Source organism: Exiguobacterium sp., from assembly GCF_020832205.1.
GTDB lineage: Bacteria > Bacillota > Bacilli > Exiguobacteriales > Exiguobacteriaceae > Exiguobacterium.
Window position 1 is genome coordinate 47724 of the sequence record NZ_JAFIFD010000037.1, and the last position, 21219, is coordinate 68942.

Annotated in this window: 22 protein-coding genes; 15 read left to right on the top strand and 7 right to left on the bottom strand. The window is 53.5% G+C overall.

Annotation, left to right across the window (positions count from 1 at the left end):
• The first annotated feature begins 38 nt into the window (after positions 1–38).
• The 7 genes from JJU47_RS08975 to JJU47_RS09005 all read left to right on the top strand — a co-directional run bounded on the left by JJU47_RS08975 (position 39) and on the right by JJU47_RS09005 (position 6724).
• A complete protein-coding gene (locus JJU47_RS08975; protein WP_228618417.1) occupies positions 39–2300 on the top strand; it encodes an AAA family ATPase in 2262 nt (753 codons plus the stop codon).
• A gap of 30 nt (positions 2301–2330) precedes the next feature.
• Positions 2331–2750, top strand: coding sequence for an acyl-CoA thioesterase (locus JJU47_RS08980; protein ID WP_228618419.1), 420 nt, complete (start codon positions 2331–2333; stop codon positions 2748–2750).
• Positions 2751–2825: 75 nt separating this feature from the next.
• Positions 2826–3683, top strand: coding sequence for a M15 family metallopeptidase (locus JJU47_RS08985; protein WP_228618421.1), 858 nt, complete (start codon positions 2826–2828; stop codon positions 3681–3683).
• Between the two features lie 11 nt (positions 3684–3694).
• Entirely contained in the window at positions 3695–4309 is a 615-nt protein-coding gene (plsY, locus tag JJU47_RS08990) for a glycerol-3-phosphate 1-O-acyltransferase PlsY (protein WP_228618423.1), read from the top strand.
• A 250-nt stretch (positions 4310–4559) separates the two neighbouring features.
• Positions 4560–5330: a DeoR/GlpR family DNA-binding transcription regulator gene (locus JJU47_RS08995; protein ID WP_228618425.1), complete on the top strand. Its 771-nt coding sequence runs from the start codon at positions 4560–4562 to the stop codon at positions 5328–5330.
• Between the two features lie 16 nt (positions 5331–5346).
• A complete protein-coding gene (locus tag JJU47_RS09000) occupies positions 5347–6009 on the top strand; it encodes a copper homeostasis protein CutC (RefSeq protein ID WP_228618428.1) in 663 nt (220 codons plus the stop codon).
• Positions 6010–6070: 61 nt separating this feature from the next.
• Positions 6071–6724: a DUF975 family protein gene (locus JJU47_RS09005; protein ID WP_228618430.1), complete on the top strand. Its 654-nt coding sequence runs from the start codon at positions 6071–6073 to the stop codon at positions 6722–6724.
• Positions 6725–6743: 19 nt separating this feature from the next.
• On the opposite strand, the gene JJU47_RS09010 is transcribed toward JJU47_RS09005, so the two are convergent.
• The 3 genes from JJU47_RS09010 to JJU47_RS09020 are packed head-to-tail and all read right to left on the bottom strand — an operon-like array spanning position 6744 to position 9625.
• Positions 6744–6977, bottom strand: a complete 234-nt coding sequence (locus tag JJU47_RS09010) for a DUF2188 domain-containing protein (protein ID WP_228618431.1) — start codon at positions 6975–6977, stop codon at positions 6744–6746.
• Positions 6978–7022: 45 nt separating this feature from the next.
• Positions 7023–7895, bottom strand: coding sequence for an NAD(P)-dependent oxidoreductase (locus JJU47_RS09015; protein ID WP_300997731.1), 873 nt, complete (start codon positions 7893–7895; stop codon positions 7023–7025).
• Positions 7896–7897: 2 nt separating this feature from the next.
• Positions 7898–9625, bottom strand: coding sequence for an ABC transporter ATP-binding protein (locus JJU47_RS09020; RefSeq protein WP_228618433.1), 1728 nt, complete (start codon positions 9623–9625; stop codon positions 7898–7900).
• Positions 9626–9729: 104 nt separating this feature from the next.
• Here JJU47_RS09020 and JJU47_RS09025 point away from each other — a divergent pair, with 104 nt between their 5' ends.
• The 8 genes from JJU47_RS09025 (at position 9730) to JJU47_RS09055 (ending at position 18437) form a co-directional block, all read left to right on the top strand.
• The gene (locus tag JJU47_RS09025) at positions 9730–10836 is read left to right on the top strand and encodes an exonuclease SbcCD subunit D (protein WP_228618436.1); all 1107 of its coding nucleotides are present in this window, start codon (positions 9730–9732) and stop codon (positions 10834–10836) included.
• Complete coding sequence (locus tag JJU47_RS09030) at positions 10833–13844, top strand: AAA family ATPase (protein WP_228618439.1); 3012 nt, start codon at positions 10833–10835, stop codon at positions 13842–13844. The genes JJU47_RS09025 and JJU47_RS09030 overlap by 4 nt, the downstream gene beginning before the upstream one ends.
• 6 nt (positions 13845–13850) lie before the next feature.
• The gene (locus JJU47_RS09035) at positions 13851–14633 is read left to right on the top strand and encodes an AAC(3) family N-acetyltransferase (protein ID WP_228618441.1); all 783 of its coding nucleotides are present in this window, start codon (positions 13851–13853) and stop codon (positions 14631–14633) included.
• 27 nt (positions 14634–14660) lie between these two features.
• Positions 14661–15548 (top strand): alpha/beta hydrolase, encoded by an 888-nt coding sequence (locus JJU47_RS09040; RefSeq protein ID WP_228618443.1) that lies wholly within the window; start codon positions 14661–14663, stop codon positions 15546–15548.
• Positions 15549–15918: 370 nt separating this feature from the next.
• Complete coding sequence (locus tag JJU47_RS14620) at positions 15919–16050, top strand: hypothetical protein (protein WP_300997734.1); 132 nt, start codon at positions 15919–15921, stop codon at positions 16048–16050.
• 347 nt (positions 16051–16397) lie between these two features.
• A complete protein-coding gene (locus JJU47_RS09045) occupies positions 16398–16859 on the top strand; it encodes a hypothetical protein (protein ID WP_228618445.1) in 462 nt (153 codons plus the stop codon).
• Positions 16860–17148: 289 nt separating this feature from the next.
• Entirely contained in the window at positions 17149–17505 is a 357-nt protein-coding gene (locus JJU47_RS09050) for a transposase (RefSeq protein WP_228618447.1), read from the top strand.
• 74 nt (positions 17506–17579) lie between these two features.
• Positions 17580–18437 (top strand): sulfite exporter TauE/SafE family protein, encoded by an 858-nt coding sequence (locus JJU47_RS09055; RefSeq protein ID WP_228618449.1) that lies wholly within the window; start codon positions 17580–17582, stop codon positions 18435–18437.
• A gap of 29 nt (positions 18438–18466) precedes the next feature.
• Here JJU47_RS09055 and JJU47_RS09060 read toward each other — a convergent pair whose 3' ends face one another.
• The 4 genes from JJU47_RS09060 to JJU47_RS09075 form a co-directional block, all read right to left on the bottom strand.
• A complete protein-coding gene (locus JJU47_RS09060; protein WP_228618451.1) occupies positions 18467–18661 on the bottom strand; it encodes a hypothetical protein in 195 nt (64 codons plus the stop codon).
• Between the two features lie 62 nt (positions 18662–18723).
• Positions 18724–19254 (bottom strand): biotin transporter BioY, encoded by a 531-nt coding sequence (locus tag JJU47_RS09065; protein ID WP_228618454.1) that lies wholly within the window; start codon positions 19252–19254, stop codon positions 18724–18726.
• A 110-nt stretch (positions 19255–19364) separates the two neighbouring features.
• Positions 19365–20747 carry an argininosuccinate lyase gene (argH, locus tag JJU47_RS09070; protein WP_228618456.1) on the bottom strand — a complete coding sequence of 461 codons (1383 nt, stop codon included), beginning with the start codon at positions 20745–20747 and terminating at the stop codon, positions 19365–19367.
• Positions 20740–21219 (bottom strand): adenine nucleotide alpha hydrolase family protein (locus JJU47_RS09075; RefSeq protein ID WP_228618458.1); only part of this gene is annotated, 480 nt, incomplete at its 5' end. The genes argH and JJU47_RS09075, both read right to left, overlap by 8 nt.

Genomic DNA, 21219 nt, shown 5'->3' on the forward strand with positions numbered 1-21219 from the left:
AAACGTCGGCTCCTTTGTCGTCTGAAAGGGAGAACGAGATGAAACAAATCAACTTGGATCAGGTACAGGCCGACCTCACACGGTGGGAAACCGGCGAGACGGTCGACGAGGCCGCTCTGTTATCATATGCACATTGGTCGAGAGCGACCGGACAACGAGATGAATTGATTCGCACGTTGACGTTGCTTGCGACACGACGATTCCGACAAACGGAGACGGTCGATCCGCTTCTCAGCCGTTGGGTGAAAGAACTAGAGACGATGAACGCTCTTCCGCCCGAACTCCGTGTCAGCCAACTGAACGAAAGGCTGCGCCGATTCCGACAGTCTCTGCGCGTCGAGTGGCCGACACTGCGCGAAGCGGACTATGCGTCGATGAAAGTGCAGATATTGACCGAGTACGAAGCGAAGACGTCAGCATTGTTGGATCAACTCGATCAGCTGCACGACGAGATTGAGCGAGCGAAATCGGACTTACGCGACTCAGAGTTCAAAGACCAACTCGAGCGTTTGTTCGACGTCGTCATCGAGGCGATGCAAGAAGTCGCCGCGCTCGAGGACGACACGGCTTCCTTGCTTGGCTCGATGCAAGGCAACTATTTCAGCCGTGAAGCGTTCGGTCGCTTCGGCGAACGCGTCATTCTCGTCAAAGCCAAGCTTGATGCGATCAGTGAGCTTTTACCTGAGCCGAAGCGGGAGACACGCTCGAGCGGCATCGAAAAGCTTGAGACGATGATTGGCTTGACCGACGTAAAAGCTCGCGTCAAAGCATGGTATCGTTTTTTATTGTTCCAGCGCGAACGAGAAAAAGCGGGCTTTTCTTCGAAGCACCAGCCGTCGCTTCATCTTGTCTTTACCGGTAATCCAGGGACCGGGAAGACGACACTCGCCAGACTGATGGCCGAGATTTACTTTGAGCTCGGGCTGCTCAGCCGGCCGGACGTCATCGAAGCGGACCGTTCGAGTCTTGTCGGGGCGTTCGTCGGGCAAACCGAGGAGCAAGTGATGAATAAAGTGAAAGAGGCTGAAGGGGGTGTCTTGTTTATTGACGAGGCCTACGCCCTCAAGCGCCAAGACGCCAGTGGCAGTGATTACGGACAGGCGGCGATCGATACGCTCGTCGCCGCGATGACGAGCGGGGAGTATGCAGGGAAGTTCGTCGTCATCCTAGCCGGTTATCCGGAAGAGATGCGCCACTTCTTGTTGGCCAATCCGGGGCTTCGCTCGCGCTTCCCAGAGTCGAACCATTACGAACTCCCGAACTATTCCGATGACGAGCTCGTCGCCATCGGAGAGAAAGTTGCCGAGGAGAACAACTATGTCCTCACGCTCGAAGCGAAACGCGCACTTCTCGCCCGGATTGACCGGGAACGAGTCGATGCGACGTTCGGGAACGCCAGGACCGTGCATAATATCTTGCTTGATGCCATGTTCCATAAAGGCTCACGGTTCGGGGCCGAGGCGCCGCTTGATGAGATGGCACTGTTGACGGAACTTGATTTCGAAGACACGTCGAAAGTCGAGGAGGCGGTCCTGTCGCTTGACGACCTCGTCGGGATGGACGAAGCGAAACGTCAGCTCGCAGAAATCGAGGCGCTCATCACGATTCAGAAACGACGGCGTGAACTCGGGCTCAAGACGGCCCCGGTGCAACTGCATGCGTCGCTCGTCGGCAACAGCGGGACCGGAAAGACGACTTTCGCGCATCTGTATGCTCAGCTCTTGAAACGGGCCGGTTACTTAAAGCGCGGTCATTTGAAAGTCGTCAGCCGGGCCGACTTGGTGAGCGGCTACGTCGGTCAGACGGCGCAAAAGACGAAAGCGGCGATCCGGGACGCTCTCGGCGGTGTGCTCCTGATCGATGAGGCATACAGTTTGAGCGGAGGACCGAACGATTATGGAAAAGAAGCGATCGATACGCTCGTCGATGAGATGCCGAAACATGGGGAGAACCTCGTCGTCATTTTAGCGGGGTACGATGCACCGATGCGCCGGCTTATCGATTCGAACCCGGGTTTGAGCAGTCGCATCAAGCGTAAGATTCATTTCGAGGACTATTCCATCGAGCAACTCGTGCAGATCGCGAAAAACTATGCACAAAAGTTCGGTTACACGTTTGAGCAGGACGTCGAGGACGCCTTGTATGAACGATTGACGGACATGGAGCGTCCGAACGCCCGGACGGCGTTGTCGTTGATCGATGAGGCGATCGCGAGACAGTCGTACCGGCTCGTCGCCGAGAGCGGGGCTGAAAGCGAACTAAATGAGTTATTAGCAGTAGATATTAATACCAAGTTATAATACAATGAAGTGGAAAGTGAGGACGATGTGATGCACACGATACAAATTCCGGTCCGCTATCAAGAGACTGACATGATGGGGATCGTCTACCATGCGAACTATTTGGTCTATTTAGAAATCGCGAGAACCGAGTTGCTGCGGCAACTTGGCGTCGAATATAAAGACATGGAAGAGGCCGGGTTCGTGTCACCAGTCACGAACGTGTCCGTCGATTACAAAAAAAGCGTGACTTACGGCGACACGGTTCACGTCCGTGTCTGGGTAGACAGTTACTCGAAAATCCGGACCGTTTATGGGTACGAGTTGACAGACCAGTCCGGCAACCTCGTCGGTACGGCGAAGACGACGCACGTCGTCGTGAAACAAGGCGATTTCAAACCGATTCGTCTCGATCGTGAGTTTCCCGAGTGGCACGCGATGTATATGCGGGTCATGAGTCCCGTCTCATAACAGTGGTTCTTTTGTACCGTCAGTATGGTATCATATCTTGACGGTATTTTTTGTATATAGAAAGGGGAAGATCGCATGCGAAAACCATCGTTCCTGATGGTGTGCTGCGCCTTGACGCTCACGCTAGTGGGCTGTAACACAAGCGAACAACCCGAGACGGAACAACCGGTCGACGAACCGACCGTCTCTGAACAAGAGCCAACTACCCCTCCGGAAGAGTCACCGACGGAGTCAACTGAAGAAGAGCAAGTGAACGAAGAACCAGCAGAAGAACCACCCGTAGAAACACCTGAAGAAGAAGCACCTCCAATCGAACTTGTGCCGACCGAGCCGATCGAACGTGACGGGCAAGCCAACTTGGCGCTCGATACGCTCGTCCTCGTCAATAAACAGATCGCGTTGCCGAGTACTTATAAACCGGGAGATCTCGTGACGCCGAACATCGATTTTGTCGACTCGGCCACGGGGGATAGACGGATGTTACGTCAAGAAGCGGCGACAGCCGTCGAGGCGCTCATGAAAGATGCGAAAGCAGCTGGCATCGACTTGAAAGGGACGAGCGCGTTCCGCTCGTATGAGTATCAAGTGCAACTGTTCAACTCTTATGTTGCCCGTGACGGCAAAGAGCAGGCGATGAAGTATTCGGCGCCTCCTGGCCATTCGGAGCACCAGACCGGGCTCGCGATCGACATCTCGAGCGCTTCGGTCGGTTATCAGCTGACGCAAGGGCTCGAGCAGACGAAAGAAGGAAAGTGGCTTGCAGACAATGCCCACACGTACGGATTCATCGTCCGATACCAACGGGCGTATGAAGCGGAGACCGGCTACATGTATGAGCCGTGGCATTTACGTTATATCGGGGTCGAACATGCGACGAACGTGCGTGAGATGAACGTGCCGTTCGAGCAGTACCTCGAGCAATTAATGGATTAAGGGGAATTGCGATGCCTTATTTGACAGAGATTTTGATTGTATTGATCAGTTACCTACTCGGTTCGATCCCGTTCGCCCTCCTCATCGGGAAAGTCGGCTATCGTGTCGACGTGCGAGAACATGGGAGCGGGAATTTAGGGACGACGAACACGTTCCGCGTGCTCGGCAAGAAAGCCGGGACACTCGTCTTGCTTGGTGATATGGGCAAGGGGCTTGTGGCTGCCTTGTTACCGCTCATGTTCGGGAGCGAGATGAGCCTGTTACTAGCCGGTATCCCGGCCATCATCGGTCACTCGTATCCGATTTTTGCGAAGTTCAAAGGCGGAAAGTCCGTAGCGACGAGTGCCGGCGTCTTGTTGGCGGCATTCCCATGGTTTTTCGTCGTCGTTGTCGGGACGTTCGTCGTCACCCTCTTCATCTCGAAGATGGTCTCGCTCTCATCGATGGCCGCAGCTGCCGTCGGTCTCGTGACCGTCGTCGTTTACGGTGTTTTGGCGCGAGACTGGTTGCCGCTTATCGTGATCGTCCCGCTCGCTTTGTTCATCATCATCAAACACCGGACAAACTGGCAGCGCATCCGTTCAGGAACGGAGCCGAAAGTGCCGCTGTTCCAAAAACGAAAATAATGGTTCGATGGACTGGTCGGCGACCGCTTGAGCGGTTGGCGGCCGGTTTCTTTTTTAAGGGAGTTTGACTAAGTGGAACGGTAAGGTTCTCCCTTTGTCTCAGTTGGCTTGATGTGGATTTCTGTTGATTTTGACGATTATTCACGAAAAACATGTTGGATTTGCCCGTTCTTTACTTTCACTTTACGTTAAATTTACATCCGTTCGCTACACTAAGAAAGGAAGCGATTTTTGCGGAGGAGGCAGACGAGTGTCTTTAATTGGAGAAGAACGTAAACAAAAGATTGTCGAATGGATTGAACGGGAAGGGAAAGTGAAGACGAGCGAGTTGATCGAACGGTTGAACGTCTCGGGGGAGTCGGTTCGACGTTATTTAGAAGAACTTGAGAAAGAACATCGGATCAAGCGAGTGTACGGCGGTGCCGTTTTACATCAGAGCGTATCGTTTCAACCAATGATGATCTCAAACATGGATGGCATCCGCCGCATCGCTTATACGGCGTTCCAACTTGTTGACGATGATGCCTTGATTTATATCGGTCATGGCGTGGCCCCTGAGCAAGTGGCGGCACGTCTGCGCGGCCGCAATCTGACCGTCGTCACCCCGTCGCTCATGGTCGCCAAAGCGCTGTTCGAACAGCGGGCCAAAGGTGTCTTCACCGGCGATGTTCAGTTGCTCGGCGGGACGATTGATGCTAAACATCTCGTCACGGTCGGCGAACAAGTGCTGCAGCAATTGAAGACGTATGTGTTCGATGCTGCTTTCATCTCGGTCGAAGGAGTCGACCCGACGCTCGGTTTGACGTGTGACGCCCACGGACTGGCGACGGTCTCACAAGCCGTCATGCAACAAAGCCGGACGTGTTACTTACTTGCCGACCATACACAATTCAATCAACAGAAACGCTATCGGGTCGCAGATTTTTCGGTCGTGACGACGGTCATTTCCGACTTTCCGGAACCGGTAGAATGGAAGCGAGAGCTGGCCGAGCACGAAGTCGAGTGGCGGTTCGCTCCATAATAAAGGAGGAAACGACATGATTGAAGTTATTGTCACGACGTTAAAAGAAGCGAAACAGGCAGAGCGCTACGGAGCGGACCGGCTTGAACTCATTGCTGACATGAAGGCTGGAGGGACGACACCTAGCTTTGGGACGATTCGAAACGTCATCGAACAGGCGAGCATCCCGGTCCATGTCATGATTCGTCCTCATGCCGATTCGTTCGTCTACAATGAAGAAGACGAAGAGACACTTCTCGCAGATATCGGTCTTTGTCGTGAACTCGGCGTCGACGGCATCGTTTTCGGCGCTTTGACGCCTGACCGGCGAATTGACGAGCGTCTGCTCGGAGAAGTCATCAAACATAAAGGGGACATGGCGCTCACGTTCCATCGAGCCATCGATGAAACGGAAGATCTGGTCGCTTCCATCCGGTTATTGAATGAATATCCTGAAGTGACGCATGTTTTGTCGTCAGGGGGGAAAAAGACGGCACTCGAGGGTCTCGACGTGCTACGGGCGATGCGAGAAGTCGCCGAGATGATCGTGTTGCCTGGGGCAGGGATCACTCCTCTGAACGTCGAGGATCTCATCAGGCCGCTTGACGTCGCGTCCGTTCACGTCGGGAACGGAGTCCGAACCGATGGATTGCTAGACGAATCGAAAATTAAAGACATGCACACACGAATGAAACGTTAAAAACAGTCGTTTGACTGTTTTTTTGCTATAATGAAAAAAACGATACAATGTAGGTGACGTTATGCAGTCTTCAGTTTATAAACAATTCGCGCTTCGCATGCTGTCAGGAAATTGGGGCATCGCTGTTTTTGCCGCCATCGCGACGATGCTCGTGCAGACGGTCGTGACGACACAACTTGATTTGTCCCGGGACGCGCCGCCGGATGTGTTGCTCATGTCCATCGTGTTATTGTACGCGTCGATCGTCCTACTCGCCCCGCTCGAGATGGGACGGAATTGGATTTATCTCGACATCGCCAAGGAAGACAAACCAACGCTCGGTTTGTTGCTCGAATCGTTCGGATCGCTCAAACAGTACGTTCGAGCCGTCACGTTTTACGGGTTGTTTTACCTCGGCTTGAACGTGCTCATGCTCTTCTTGATCGTCCCGGGAATTTGGTTTTATTTGACGTACCGCATGGTGCCGTTTATTTTTCGCGACCGCCCGGACCTCTCCGTCTGGAGTGCGATGCGCGAAAGTCGACGACTCATGCAAGGGAAGAAGTTTGTCATGCTCAAGCTGTTCGCAAGCTTTATCGGTTGGTACGTCATCGTGCTTATCACGGGCGGACTCGCACTCATATTCGTGCAACCGTATTTGGAAACAGCGCTCGCCGGGTTTTATTTGGAAATTAAGGCAGAAAAAGAAGCACAACATGAAGAAACGGTCGGCTGAGATTCAGCCGACCGTTTCTTCATGTCCCGTGCCGATCCGTCTTTTGAGGATCGGGGGCGTCGTCGAACGCTTGCTTTTCTTCTCTCGATGCGTCAGCATGCCACTTCTTCGCCTGCTCGGTCGCAATCGGGATGGCTTTTTTAGGAGAGTAGCCTTGGGCGAGCAAGGCGTTGGCGATATCAATCGCTTTCTTCTTGACGAGCGGATCAAAATTCTTCAACGATTCCGGATAATCTTTCATATTCCACGGCATGAAACATCGCCTCCTTCACTCAACTAATTCCACCTCAAGACCGATTCAAACGTCTTGATGCAAATAGTAATCGACGAGTGCTTGCGTCCCGTTTTCGCCATAGCCGTTTTCTTCAAGGATAGAATATAGTTTCGAAGCGAGTTCGAGGCTCGGCAGTTTGATGTTCAGCTTTTCGGCGCTCTCGAGAGCGAGCGCCATATCTTTCAAAAAATGCTTGATGAAAAATCCCGGAGAGTAGTCTTCGGCAATCATGCGCGGAACGAGGTTCTCGAGCGTCCAGCTCCCGGCGGCCCCGCCCCGGATCGTCTGTCGCAACTGCTCAGCGTCAAGTCCGGCTTTTTTCGTGAACGCGAGCATCTCGGCGTTGCCCATCATGATGCCGGCTATGGCGATTTGATTCGCCAGTTTCGCATACTGTCCACTTCCGGCGTAGCCCATTCGTTCAATCGCTTGTCCCATCGCCTCGAACAGCGGAAGCGCCTTCTTAAAGGCATATTCTCCGCCGCCGACGAGGATGGACAGCGTCCCGTTCTTCGCTCCGACATCACCGCCTGTGACCGGGGCGTCGAGTGGGAGTAAACTTCGATCGATGGCTGCTTCGGCGATGCGTTCGGCGAGAATCGGCGACGATGTCGTCATGTCGATGACGAGTGTACCAGGTTCAGCTGATTGCAAAATCATCCCGTCCCCAAAGTAGATGCTTTCGACGTCAGCTGGATAGCCGACGATTGTGATGACGGCATCGGCCCCTTGACAGGCCGATGCGACCGTGTCGCACCACGTGACGCCTTCTGTGAGCAGGTCGGCCGCCTTATCTTTTGTCCGGGTGTAGGCTTGAACGTGAAACCCTGCCTTCATCAAATTTCTGACCATCGATTGACCCATGACACCGAGTCCGATAAATCCGATTGTCTTCATATTCATTGACCTCCTAGTTGCTGTTGCGTGACAAGTTTTTCGTATAGTGCGTTGTCTTGTAAAAGTTGCTGATGCGTGCCACGACCGCTGATTGTTCCGTCCTCGAGGACAATGATTTGTTCGGCGTGTTGCACCGTCGAGAGGCGATGGGCGATGACGAGCGTCGTTCGCCCGCGCATGAGCCGGTCGAGCGCTTCTTGAACGAGACGTTCCGATTCGGAATCGAGGCTCGACGTCGCCTCGTCAAGGAGCAGGATTTGCGGGTCGCGTAAGAGGGCACGGGCAATCGCGAGCCGTTGGCGTTGCCCGCCAGACAGACGGACACCGCGTTCCCCGATCTCTGTATCAAGGCCGTCTGTCATCGCCTCGATAAAGAGCCGTGCGTTCGCCATCTCACACGCCTGCAGAATCTCTTCCTCTGAGGTAACTCGTTTCAACCCGTACAGAATATTGTCACGGACCGTGCCGGACAGGACAGGCGAGTCTTGCGCCACGTAGCCGATAATTTGGCGCCAATCGTTCCGGCCATACGTTTGAATGTCTCGGCTGCCGTAAATGATCCGACCTGACGTCGGCAGATAGAACTGTTCGACGAGCGCAAAGAGCGTCGTCTTGCCGGCACCGCTCGGTCCGACGATGGCCGTCGTCGCCCCGAACGGAACGGTCATTGACAGCTGCTTGATGATCGGTGTCTCACCGTATTGGAACGTCACATCCTCGAAGGCGAGAGACGCTTGTTGGATTGATTCCGACGTGTCCGTATAGGGCTCTGCTTCTACTAAGAGTAGCTCTGAGATCCGTTCCGTCGCGCCGCGCGCTTTCTGGAGCCGCGTTAAAAATTCCGACATCGTGATGAGCGGTGTGATGATTTGGAACAAGTAGAGCATGAACGCGAGCAGCGAGCCCGTCGACAAGGCACCGGTCGAGACACGATACGCCCCGAACCCGAGGATGGCGATGAGCATCGCCGTCAGCGTCACGTTAAGTAACGGGATCAACAGCGCTTGGATACGTCCTTCTTTCACCCCGTAACCAAAAAGGAGCTCAATCCGACGTTTTCCTTCTGTCACTTCTTCCGGTTCGGTCGCTTGCGACTTCACGAGTCGGATCTCACCGAGCAGTTCGGCGAAAAATCCGGACAAGGCGCCGAGTTCGTGTTGTGTCTTCTTGGCGATGACGCGCAACTTTCGGCCGAGTGGGATGACGATGAGGAGTGTCGTCGGTACCGAGAACAAGATGACGAGCGTCATCTGCCAGTCGAGCGTGAATAAAATGCCGACCGCACCGATGATGGAGACGAACGACGTCAACAGACGGACGCTCTGCTCGGACAATAGTTGCTGGAGCGTCGTCGTATCATTATTGAGCCGTGAGACGAGCTCGCCTGACTTGATGCCGTCATAAAACGGGATCGGCAAAGCGACGAGCCGTTCCCATAACGTCGTCCTTAAGTTCGCGACGACACGCTGACCGACAATATGTAGCCAATAGATCGAGATTGCGCTCGAGATGACTTGGACCAAAAAAGCCACGATGAAAATGGTGACGAGCCGTGCATCGAGCATGGCGACGCTCCAATTGTCGACGACGCGCTGCAAGATGAGCGGGATGGCAAGCGAGGCCATCGCTTGAACGAGCGAGATGAGGATTGCCCCGATGAATAACGCTTTCGGAGGCTCGGCGATTCGAAACAGTTGGATGAATGACCGCCATGTGGTCGTAGATTCCATCACACGACCCCCTTTCCATTTAACTTTCGCTGTTTCGAAATGAAGTGTCAAGACGTCGAACTGGAATACCGAATAATGATAGAATAGATACGAGGTGAAGTGACATGAAATGGATACATACAGCCGATTGGCATCTGGGTAAAATCGTCCACGGCCGCCATATGACAGAAGACCAACGGATCGTCTTGCTCGATTCGTTTTTAACCATCGTCGATGAGGAGAAGCCAGACGCGATCGTCGTCGCGGGCGACCTGTACGACCGTGCCGTGCCGCCGGTCGAGGCCGTCGATTTGCTCGATGAGATGTGGAAAGCGCTCGTCTTAGACCGAAACATCCCCGTCCTCGCGATCGCCGGGAATCATGATTCGGCAGAGCGTTTACAATATAGCTCGAAATTATTGACGAAAGTCGGACTCCATATCGTCGGGAAGGTTGAGCCGGGTACGGAACCGCTCGAAGTCGGCGGTGTCCCGTTTTATTTGATGCCGTTCCTTGAGCCGGCACGCATCCGGTACGCCTTCGATGACGAGTCGATTCGGACCCATCACGATGCGCTCGCCGCTGTCGTCGAATCCTTCGGAGCCATCGACTCACGAGCGGTCGCCGTCGGCCATAGTTTCGTCGCGGGCGGGCTCGAGACCGACTCGGAGCGTCAACTGTCCGTTGGGACGGCCGGGCAAGTCGCAAAAGGCTTATATGCCCCGTTCGGCTATACGGCGCTCGGTCATCTGCACAACCGGGACGCGATTCGAGATGACCGAATCGCATATAGCGGTTCGCTCATGAAATACTCGTTTTCCGAGGCAAGCCATGTGAAATCAGTCGACATCATCGAGTGGGACGGGGAGTGGACGCGCCGTCGTCGCCCGCTTGAGGCACGACGCGACTTGCGCATCTTGACCGGGACGTTAGACGAGCTGCTCGCCCCGTCGTTCTACCAAGACGAAGCGGTAGAGGATTATTTGAAGATTGTGTTAACGGATGAGCGCGCGTTGTTCGACCCGATGGCGAAATTGCGCACGGTATATCCGAACATCCTCCATCTTGAGCTCGAACTGTTGCGCCGTCAGGAGGAGACGTCTCGGGTCGAACGTGAGAAGCTCGACCGCCGTTCGGTCGAGGACGTTTATCTCGACTTCTTCAAAGCCGTCCATGGGAAAGACGCCGACGCACATGTCCGCGCACTGATCGAAGGGGGTGGCGTGAAGTGAGACCAGTCAACCTGACCATCACCGCATTCGGACCATACGCCGAGACAGAGACGATTGATTTTACAAAACTGGAGGGGCGTTCGATGTTCGTCATCAGCGGGCGCACGGGCGCCGGCAAGACGACGATTTTTGACGCGATGACGTTCGCGCTCTATGGCCGGGCGAGCGGCTCGCTCCGGAACGCGAGCGACTTCAGGAGCCAATATGCAGAGCCTGAGCGCAAGACCGAGATCGACTTCTCGTTCACGATTCGAGACGAGCACTATCGGATCGTCCGCCAACCGCAGCAACCGCATCCGAAAAACAAGACGCCGATTCCGCACGAGGCGGTGCTCTATGAATGGAAAGATGCATGGAAACCTGTGGCGACGAAAGTGAACGACGTCGAACAGACGATCGAATCGTTGCTCCAGCTCAGTTACGAACAGTTCAGCCAAATTTTATTGCTTCCCCAAAACCAGTTCCGGCAACTGCTCGACTCGGACTCCGTCAAGAAACAACAGATTTTACAGTCGATTTTCAAGACGGAAGCGTATCGTGCGTTCCAAGAAGATTGGGTCGAGCGACATGGGAAGTATCGAAAACGAGTCGAGTGGGCAATCGAGACGACCCGGTTAAAATTGTTGGAACTTGAAGACGAAGACATCGAAATGATTTCGACGCGCAACGTGCCGGACATTGTCACGTGGCTCGACGCAAGAGAAGAACGCCTGTTACAAGAAAAAGAGACGGTACAGGTCGAGAAGCGGGCGGCCGAGAAACGACTTGACGACGCCCGGACGCACTTGTCCGAGGCGACGACACTGCTGGGGTTGATGGAGGAGCGGGATGCGCAACGCAACGCGCTCAAGACGTTTCATGACACCGAAGCGGAGCGCACGAAGCGACGCGCTCTGATTGATCGTCTTGAGAAAGTCGTGAAACTTAATCCTCACTATGAACGCTTCGAGACGCTCCAGCTCGATATCGAGCGCATTAACCGAGACCGAATCGAATCTCAAAAACGGGACGAGTCGTATGAGCAACAGCTCACGTCTTTAAAAGAACAATCCGACAAAGTCGCCGAGTTGCGTCAAGAAGCTGAACGGGCGAATAGCCGCGTGACCGACATCGAAGAGTTGCTTCCGTACGTCGATGAATGGCAACAAGCGACAGAAAAGCGGAAGGCATTGAAGCAGCAAGTCGAGCAGCTCGGCGTGTTCACGGACGAGTCCCGCTTGGCTGAGCTACGGGAAGTGGAACATACGCTAACGAAACAGCTTGAAACGGAGCCGGCGTCCAATCAACTCGGCGACGCGGAACGACTCTACAGTCAACTCGAGAACCATACGCGACTCGTCGAGAAGTGTGACCGTGTCGCCGAACAGCTCGCCACTTGTGAGCGGAACGGGAAAGATGTCCAACGGCAACATAAAGCTCAAGCTGAACGTGTCGAACGCTTCCTTGAAGCCGAGCACGCGCTTATGGCGGACACGCTCCGAGACCGGCTCGAGGAAGGTGCCCCATGCCCGGTTTGCGGCTCGCGCACACATGAACGCGTCGAACGTTCTGCCGGAGGGGCGAACGAGAGTGAGCATCAATTAGCCGTCGAAACGCTCCGACGTCTCGACACCGCGCTCCATGAGGCACGCGCCGATTACCGGGCGCTCAAGCGCCAACTCGATGAACTCGTCGAGGAGCGCGACGCCGCTGCAAACACGTTACAACTCGACTCCCCGGTCACCGAGGCGCTCAAACGTCAAGCGTCTCTCGTCAAAGTACTCCGAGACGACATCGAAGAGCGAAAGCGCGTTGAGGCGACGTATCGGACGACAGCGCAAGCGGTCAGGAAACTCGAGACCGCCAAGCGGGAGCAGGCGGAGAAGCGGCAAGCCTTATTTGAAGAGTTGCAGTTGATTCAAGACAAGTTGCAAACGATGCGACAACTAGACGGCATGACACGCGCCACATTGACGGCCGAACGGGACCGCTTGGCACTTCGACTTCAAGAAATCAAACGCGACGTCACGGATTTCGAGCGACGCTATGAAGAGGTCAATCGTTTGAAGTGGGGCGAAGCTGAACGGTTCCGGTTGTTGACCGAACAACTCGAGTTTGAACAGCGCCGGTTGAACGAGGTGAAGGTACAACTCGACGAGGCGTTCCAGACGGTCGGGTTGACGGAAGACGCGTTTTTACAGGACCGCACGCTCGTCGACACATTGCCGGCGTTAAAAGAGCGTCTCACAGAAGAGCTCGAAGAAGCAGGGCGAATCGAGCACGCCTTACAGGCACTCGAAGCCAAAATTGGTTCACGGCCTCGTCCTGAAGTCGAAGCGCTCAAAGAACGCCTTCAATCGGCGCATGAAGAGAACGAATCGCTTTCAGCACGTCTCGTGACGGCCGACGTCCACTTGAAGCGTCACCGTCAGACGGTCGGCGAATGGAACGCGCTCCGGGAACAGACCGATGCCGACGTCAGGCAACTAGAGACGATCAAGTTGATCGCTGACACAGGCCGCGGATTGAACCCGCAAAAGTTGACGTTTGAGACGTACGTGCAGACGGCGTTCTTCGACCAAATCTTACATGCGGCCAATATCCATCTCGACCAGATGACGAGCGGACAGTTCCAACTCGAACGCAAAATTGAGACGGCGAAAGGAAATGCGAAGTCCGGTCTCGAATTATTAGTCTTTGACGCCTATACCGGTCAATCACGTCGGGTCCAAAACTTATCCGGCGGTGAGGGTTTCAAAGCGTCCCTTTCGCTCGCCCTCGGCTTGGCCGAAGTCGTGCAACAACTGAGTGGCGGTGTCAGCCTTGAGACGATGTTGATCGATGAAGGGTTTGGGACGCTCGACGCCGAATCGCTCGACCAAGCAATCGAGTTGCTCATGTCGCTCCAGTCGAGCGGCCGGCTCGTCGGCGTCATCAGTCACGTCCAAGAGTTGAAAGACCGTGTCGATGCCCGCATCGAAGTGAAGAAAACTAGGAGCGGGTCAACGATCCAGCTCGTCGTGGAGTGAAAGATGATGAAGCATATCGAAACGAAATCAAGTTTAGTCAAGCAGTTACAAGCAGCCGGAATCAACCGTGGGGATGCATTGTTCGTCCACACGTCCCTCTCGAAGCTCGGCTGGGTGTGTGGCGGCGCCCAGACGGTCATCGAAGCGTTGCAAGAAACGGTCGGGACGAAAGGGCTCCTCATGATGGCGACCCAGAGCGGGGACAACTCGGACCCGGCCGAATGGGAAGCGCCTCCGGTCCCGGTTGAGTGGTGGGAGACAATCCGCTCGACGATGCCGGCCTATGATCCCGAAAAGACGGCGACGCGCGGAATGGGACGTGTCCCGGAATTGTTCAGGTCGTACCCGGACGTCTATCGGAGCAGTCACCCGATGTGGTCGGTCGCAGCTTGGGGGGAAGGCGCCGAGCAGATTGTCTCGAATCACACGCTCGACGTCGGCTTCGGTCCCGGTTCACCGATCGAGAAGATGATCGAACGTCAGGCGGAAATTCTGCATCTCGGCTCTCCGCTCGATGCGACGACGCTCTGGCATTACGCCGAGTATGGGATCGATAGCCCGAAGAAAGCTTTCGGTTGTGCGATGGTTGAAGACGGAGAACGGGTATGGAAGACGTTTGACCATGTCGACGTCAACAGCGTCCCGTTTGGCCCGATCGGTGAGAACATCGTGAAGCAAAAAAACGTCAAGACGTTCACGATCCATGAGGCGACGTGTCACGTCATTCCGTCTGCGACGTGGGAACCGGTACAGCACGCACTCGTCGCGCTTCGGAGTTGGCTGCGGTAAGAGGAATGAATGGAGAGGGGTAAACAGATGAATCGTGTTATGAAATATACAGGAGTGGCGCTCGGCGTCATTCTTCTCGTCGTCTTTCTCGTCGTCGTAGGCATCTCAGCCCATATCGGGGACCAGTTGACATCGCCGGTACGAGAAACGTTGACGTTCACCCCGAAAGCGCTCGATATCAAATATGAGAACGTGACAATTCAAGCCGAGGACGGCAGCGACCTATACGGCTGGTGGATCCCTCACCCGACACCGCGGGCGACGATCGTCTTCGCCCATGGTTACGGGAAGAACCGGGAACAGTCCGACTTGCCGCTGAAAGAACTGATCCCAGAGTTCCATAAACAAGGCTATCAGTTTTTGACGTTCGATTTCAGAGGGTCTGGGATCTCTGAAGGTGACCGCGTCACGGTCGGGGCGAAAGAACAGTCCGACCTGCAAGCGGCCGTTGCCTTCGCCAATGAACGAACGGATGGACCGATCGTCTTATACGGCGTCTCGATGGGCGCAGCGACGGCGCTCTCGACAGCAGATGAGACAGCGGTCGCGGCCGTCATCGCCGACAGTCCGTTCAGTGACTTGCGTGGCTACCTCGAGACGAACTTGCCGGTATGGAGCGATTTGCCGAACTTCCCGTTCACCCCGGTCATCATGACGGTGACTCCTTGGTTCACGGGACTTGATGCCGATCTCGTCAAACCGATCGATGACGTCGAAAACATCGATGCGCCGATTCTGTTGATTCACGGGAGGGGGGACGACGCCATCCCCGTGTCAGAAAGCGAGCAGTTGGCCGAACGAAACGACCAAATCGAACTGTGGGTGACCGACAATGCCGGTCATGTCGCCTCCCATAAAACGTTCCAAGCCGAATACCGGGAGCGACTGTTCGACTTTTTAGAGCGAGTGCTATAAACGTGGAGTCTAGGCAATCCTAGACTCTTTTCATTCGACTGGTCATCGATGCAAAGTATCCTATATGAATTGAAATCGATTGGAATAATCAAATGGCGAAGATTCATCATGAAGACGTAACGATTGAGCTGTTTCCAAGAAAGTATTCAGAAAAAGGGGAAGACGTGTTCATCGCTTCCTTGTTCACAATCGAGGTAGAACAGAGATTCATCTTTAATTTTTATGGGGCTTTGCTCCTCAAATCGGAGTTCCAAGATCTTTTGTTTCATATGAGGAAGTTGTTAGATGGCACCTCGGACAAGTATTTACTCGATCCGATTGAACCATATTTCGTCTTGAGGATTGAACGAAAGGTGGACGAATTGTATAAATGGACGTTTTGGGCGAGAACTGGACCGAAGGGGTGGATGCATTCTTCTTCTCGAAAGAGGAGATGGAGAAGTTCTATAGACAGTTGGAGCAAGAGATGACTGAAATCTTGCCGCCGCCGTTTTTGCTATAATTGAACGGATGGCGAGATGATTGAGGAATTAGGTTTTACTGTACAAGCTCATGGAGAATGGAATCGATAAAACGCACTTGTTTGAAGAACCAACTTAATCATCCATATTCAATGTTGATGAGACAGTTCAGTTGATTGATTCCAAGGAGCGCACGGTTCGATATTGTCTTGAGTAAACGGCAGTTTCTTATAGAGCGAGAGAAATGGATATAGCTCTTTCGGTTTGTCTGTGAGACATGGAATCCTCATGGTACATTGATTGAGCTTGATTTGAATCTTGAATTTTTATTGATGAAACTGATTCCGACAAGATTCAATGTACATACGAGAGTTAGGAAGTGATCAGAATGATAATAATAAAAATCGGTGATGTGTTCAAGATTAACACACCTAACGGAGAGGCTTATCTTCAATATGTTCACGAAGATGAAACGATAGGCGAGTTGGTAAGAATATTGCCCGGAGTATATGAAAAACCTCCAGAAAATCTTAAAGAAATAGTCGCAGGGAAAGAAGCGTATCTATTACATTGCCCACTTAAACCGGCTAAAAGACAAAAGATCATTGAAGCCATTTCGAACTATGACATACCTCAGGATTTTAAAATCCCTCAAAAATTTAGAACAGAGATAACAGATAACGAGGGGAATCTTGTGGGGTGGCACATCGTAGATTATGTCACTTGGTATAGAGATGAAGTCTATGAATTAACAGAAGAACAAATACAATTATCTCCTTGGGGTATATGGAGTTATCCGCTATTAGTCGAGCGGATCTCAGCAAGCTGGACGTTAGAGAATTGGAAGTAAATAAGTTTAAAAGGATACTAAACTTGAAGTAAAATAATCTCGATACATTGGAAATCTAACTGCTTTTTTAAGGTTGTTTTAGGATATTAAACTCTTTAAAGAATTTGTTCAACTCACGTTCGATTTGTGGCGACGTTTCTGGGATGTCGAGTAACAGCAGTGTCTGTTCGAAATTGACGGTAAGCAGGACGAAGGGGTTTTTGTTAAAAAAGTGATTACTGAAGCATGATGGACTTATGAAAGGACTACGTGCCTCGATCTTAAAGATGGAACAAAGGGGATTTTATAGATGAGTGAAAAGACGGATCAATTCGTGAAGGCTGTGTATGAGACTGTCGTACAGGAAGGTCTTCACATGTATAAGGAAATGTACGAAGAAGAAATCTCATCTTCAGAGGTTGACTTGTACAGTCAAGCGATTCACATGTATCAACAGATGAATGCAGAGCAACAACGGTTGATGATGCATATCATTGAAGTCGTCATGGTGGACACGGTGTCTCATGTGTTCGGCGCGATTGATGGGACGTCACCATTGACGGATTCTGACATCGAAGCGACGGTATTGCTTGACGGGACCGACACCGAAATGGAACTGCAAGATGCCTTTATTGGGTATTTGCAAGATGAAGACTTGTATCCATAATTCAGATCAGAGGCGCAGATTGCGTCTCTTTTTGTTATGATTGCTAACGAGAAGGAAAGAAAGAAGGGACTAGAATGGACATCATCGCTTTACTATCATTTCTACTGCTCGGCACGCTCATCGGGATTTTGAGCGGATTCTTCGGCATCGGGGGCGGGATTTTGCTCACGCCGCTCTTGCTCGTCTTCGGCTACGAGGCGAGTGCGGCCATCGCGCTCAGTCTCATGCTCACCCTCGGGTCGACGACGGCGGGGACGATCTCGCACATCAAGCTGAAAAACGTCAATCGGAAACACGCCCTCTTAATCGGGGCGTTCGGGATCGTCGGGACGTGGGTGGCGACCCCGCTCGTGTTCTATTTAGAGACGCTAGACGGGGCGAAACCGGTCATCTCGCTCGCGTATATCGCCCTCTTGACGTATTTCGCCGTTTCCTTCTTCCGTTCGAAGCAACATGAGGAAGGGAGTATCGGTTCAGAATCGGTGCCGCGGATCGGGTTTATCGGACTATTCGGCGGCTTCATCTCGTCGCTCATGGGCGTCAGTGGAGGGTTCGTGTTGACGCCGCTTCAAGTCAAACTGCTCAACACGGAAATGAAGCGGGCCGTCGGGACGAGTATCGCCGCGGCGTTCCTCATCGTCGTGTCAGGCGTCATCAACTATGCGGTCGCCGGTGCCGACGCGAACTATTGGCACGGCCTCGCGCTCATTGCCGGGGCGATGCTCGGCTCGCCGATCGGGGCGAGACAGTTGCAACGGTTCAGTTCTCAACTCGTGAAAAAAGCGCTCGGCGGATTTTATGTTGTCGTCGCCGTTAGCGTCGCGTTGAACTTGCTCGGCCTGAACGACCTCTCGCTTGGACTGCTCGTCGTCCTCGCGCTCACGTTCATCGTCGCGCTGTTCGTCCGGCCGCGTCCGAAAAAGAGATCATGAAGAAAACCCCGTCTATATTGGACGGGGTTTTATCGTCTAGAAATATGGTCGATGTTTTCTTGAATCTCGCCGACCTTACTCTTCGCTTCGCGCAAGCGCCGCTCAAACGCCTCGGTGTCTCGTTTCTCATGCCGTCGCTCATCTTTGCCGCGACGTTGTCCTTCACTCGAGCGATGGAGATGGGTCGCTTTCATCAACCGCTTTTTAAACGATGAATCGCTCATAAGGACACCCCCTTCCATACTTATATGTTCCACCGGTAAAAGGGAGCGAAACGCTTCAATGTTCAAGAAGCGAGGGAACGTTGCACTTGTTTGTTTGCCGTCACTTTGACGGCAAGGAAGGCCGCGAGCAATGCTTTTAACGTATCTCCGATGATGAACGGGATATTCACGGTCAAAGCATCCGAGAACGACAATCCGAGCATGACTTGCAATCCGAGGCTGCCGAGAAGGTAGACGAGCCCGAGGCCAAAGACCAAGTTGTACGTGACGAGGGCCGGGAAGGAGCGGTGTTGTTCAGAAAAATAGCCGATCAAGTAGGCCGCGATTGGGAACGAGAGAAGGTAACCGACCGTCGGGCCGACGAACGGGGCGAGACCGCCCGAGCCGCTCAATACCGGCAAGCCGATCATGCCGAGCAACAAATAGACGATGACGGCGAGCGAACCCTTTTTCGCCCCGAGTATGGAGGCGACAGTCATGATGCCGAGCATTTGAAGCGTGATCGGGACCGGGCCGATCGGGATGGCGACCGAACCGATGCTTGCGAGGAGCGCTGCCCCGATGGCGATTTGCGTGATGTCCTTGATTTTCATATGTAAACCCCTTTTCTGTTAACGTTAACTAATAATAGGTTAACACCAGTTCGTTCGGCTGACAAGCTAAAAATGAGGACCTGGTCATAAGCGACCGGGTCCTCATTTGTTCATACGTGTGTCGGCAATTTTTCTTTTGCTTCATCCAGCTGGGTCCGAACGGAGTCAAAGCCCGTCCCGCCGTAGCTGTTCCGGCGAGCGACCGCCGTCACCGGTGACAAGGCGTCATACAAATCGTCAGTGATGAGGGCGCTGTGGGCTTGATACGTCTCGAGCGGAAGCTCAGACAAGTAGAGTCGCTCTTCGATGCAGTGACGGACGAGTGTGCCCGTCACTTCGTGTGCTTCCCGGAACGGCATCCCTTTGGCTGATAAATAATCGGCAAGCTCGGTCGCGTTCGAGAAGTCGCGTTCGGTCGCTTGTTTCATCGTCTCCGCATGGAACGTCATATCTTGAATCATACCGGCCATGATGCTGAGGCTACCTTGCACCGTCTTGACCGTGTCGAACATGCCTTCCTTGTCTTCTTGCAAGTCTTTGTTGTAGGCAAGGGGGAGCCCTTTCATGATGGTGAGGAGCCCCATCAAGTTGCCGATGACACGACCGGATTTGCCGCGGACGAGTTCAGCCATATCCGGGTTTTTCTTCTGTGGCATCATGCTCGAGCCGGTCGAGAACACGTCGGAGATCGTAATGAATTTGAACTCCTCGCTGCTCCATAAAATCAACTCTTCGCAGAAACGTGACAAGTGCATCATGAGAAGCGACGCATTCGACAAGTATTCCAAAATGAAGTCACGGTCACTGACGGCGTCGAGGCTGTTCGGATAGACGCGATTGAAACCGAGCAGTTCGGCTGAACGATGACGGTCGATCGGGAACGTCGTCCCGGCGAGGGCGCCGGCGCCGAGCGGACTGACATCGATGCGCTTTAAACTGTCGGTGAACCGTTCCTTGTCGCGCTCGAGCATCCAAAAATAAGCGAGCAAATGATGGGCGAGTGAGACCGGTTGGGCCCGCTGCAAGTGCGTGTAGCCCGGCATGATCGTCTCAACGTTTTGCGATGCGTGGCTGTAGAGCGCTTGTTGTACCGCTTCGATGCCTTCGATCGTCTCGAGGACGCGCCGCTTCAAATATAAGTGCATGTCAGTCGCAACTTGATCGTTTCGGCTCCGGGCCGTGTGCATCTTACCGGCGACCGGGCCGATCTCTTCGTGAAGAAGCGCCTCGAGGTTCATATGGATGTCTTCGTGGAAGACGTTGAACGTCAACTCGTCCGCGTTCGCTTTTTCGGCGAGCGTATGGAGACCGCCGACGATTTGACCGACTTCAGCTGAAGTCAAAATCCCTTGTTCTCCGAGCATCGTCACGTGGGCGATGCTCCCTTCGATATCTTCTAATACGAGCTGGGCGTCAAAATGAATTGAGGCGCCGAACTCGTCGACCCATTCACTTGCCGTCTGTTCGAACCGGCCGCCCCACAGTTTACTCATGTACCATCGTTCCTTTCTCTGCTAGCACTTCCGCTTGTACTTTCGTCGGGAGACCCCACAGCTTAATAAAGCCGACAGCAGCCTGTTGGTCGAACGTGTCAGCCGACGTATACGTGGCGAGCTCTTCATCATAGAGCGAGACTGGCGATTTCCGACCGTCGACGATCGCTTGCCCTTTAAAGAGTTTCATCCGGACCGTGCCCGTTACCGTCTGTTGCGTCTCATCGATGAAGGCGAGGAGCGCCTTTGTGAGCGGTGAGAACCAGAGGCCGTTGTAAATCGTCTCCGTCAATTTTTGCTCGACGATCGGTTTGAAGTGTGCGACTTCACGGACGAGCGTGAGCGCTTCGAGTGCTTGGTGTGCCGTGATCAATGTCATCGCTCCAGGTGCCTCATACACTTCACGTGACTTGATACCGACGACCCGGTTCTCAATGTGATCGATTTTCCCGATGCCATGGGCGCCGGCTAC

What these genes read in the sequence shown, in the direction of transcription:
- JJU47_RS08975 (WP_228618417.1), top strand. Translation starts at nt 39, where the DNA reads ATGAAACAAATCAACTTGGATCAGGTACAGGCCGACCTCACACGGTGG.
- JJU47_RS08980 (WP_228618419.1), top strand. Translation starts at nt 2,331, where the DNA reads ATGCACACGATACAAATTCCGGTCCGCTATCAAGAGACTGACATGATG.
- JJU47_RS08985 (WP_228618421.1), top strand. Translation starts at nt 2,826, where the DNA reads ATGCGAAAACCATCGTTCCTGATGGTGTGCTGCGCCTTGACGCTCACG.
- plsY (WP_228618423.1), top strand. Translation starts at nt 3,695, where the DNA reads ATGCCTTATTTGACAGAGATTTTGATTGTATTGATCAGTTACCTACTC.
- JJU47_RS09000 (WP_228618428.1), top strand. Translation starts at nt 5,347, where the DNA reads ATGATTGAAGTTATTGTCACGACGTTAAAAGAAGCGAAACAGGCAGAG.
- JJU47_RS09005 (WP_228618430.1), top strand. Translation starts at nt 6,071, where the DNA reads ATGCAGTCTTCAGTTTATAAACAATTCGCGCTTCGCATGCTGTCAGGA.
- JJU47_RS09010 (WP_228618431.1), bottom strand. Translation starts at nt 6,977, where the DNA reads ATGCCGTGGAATATGAAAGATTATCCGGAATCGTTGAAGAATTTTGAT.
- JJU47_RS09015 (WP_300997731.1), bottom strand. Translation starts at nt 7,895, where the DNA reads ATGAAGACAATCGGATTTATCGGACTCGGTGTCATGGGTCAATCGATG.
- JJU47_RS09020 (WP_228618433.1), bottom strand. Translation starts at nt 9,625, where the DNA reads ATGGAATCTACGACCACATGGCGGTCATTCATCCAACTGTTTCGAATC.
- JJU47_RS09025 (WP_228618436.1), top strand. Translation starts at nt 9,730, where the DNA reads ATGAAATGGATACATACAGCCGATTGGCATCTGGGTAAAATCGTCCAC.
- JJU47_RS09035 (WP_228618441.1), top strand. Translation starts at nt 13,851, where the DNA reads ATGAAGCATATCGAAACGAAATCAAGTTTAGTCAAGCAGTTACAAGCA.
- JJU47_RS09040 (WP_228618443.1), top strand. Translation starts at nt 14,661, where the DNA reads ATGAATCGTGTTATGAAATATACAGGAGTGGCGCTCGGCGTCATTCTT.
- JJU47_RS14620 (WP_300997734.1), top strand. Translation starts at nt 15,919, where the DNA reads ATGGACGTTTTGGGCGAGAACTGGACCGAAGGGGTGGATGCATTCTTC.
- JJU47_RS09045 (WP_228618445.1), top strand. Translation starts at nt 16,398, where the DNA reads ATGATAATAATAAAAATCGGTGATGTGTTCAAGATTAACACACCTAAC.
- JJU47_RS09050 (WP_228618447.1), top strand. Translation starts at nt 17,149, where the DNA reads ATGAGTGAAAAGACGGATCAATTCGTGAAGGCTGTGTATGAGACTGTC.
- JJU47_RS09055 (WP_228618449.1), top strand. Translation starts at nt 17,580, where the DNA reads ATGGACATCATCGCTTTACTATCATTTCTACTGCTCGGCACGCTCATC.
- JJU47_RS09060 (WP_228618451.1), bottom strand. Translation starts at nt 18,661, where the DNA reads ATGAGCGATTCATCGTTTAAAAAGCGGTTGATGAAAGCGACCCATCTC.
- JJU47_RS09065 (WP_228618454.1), bottom strand. Translation starts at nt 19,254, where the DNA reads ATGAAAATCAAGGACATCACGCAAATCGCCATCGGGGCAGCGCTCCTC.
- argH (WP_228618456.1), bottom strand. Translation starts at nt 20,747, where the DNA reads ATGAGTAAACTGTGGGGCGGCCGGTTCGAACAGACGGCAAGTGAATGG.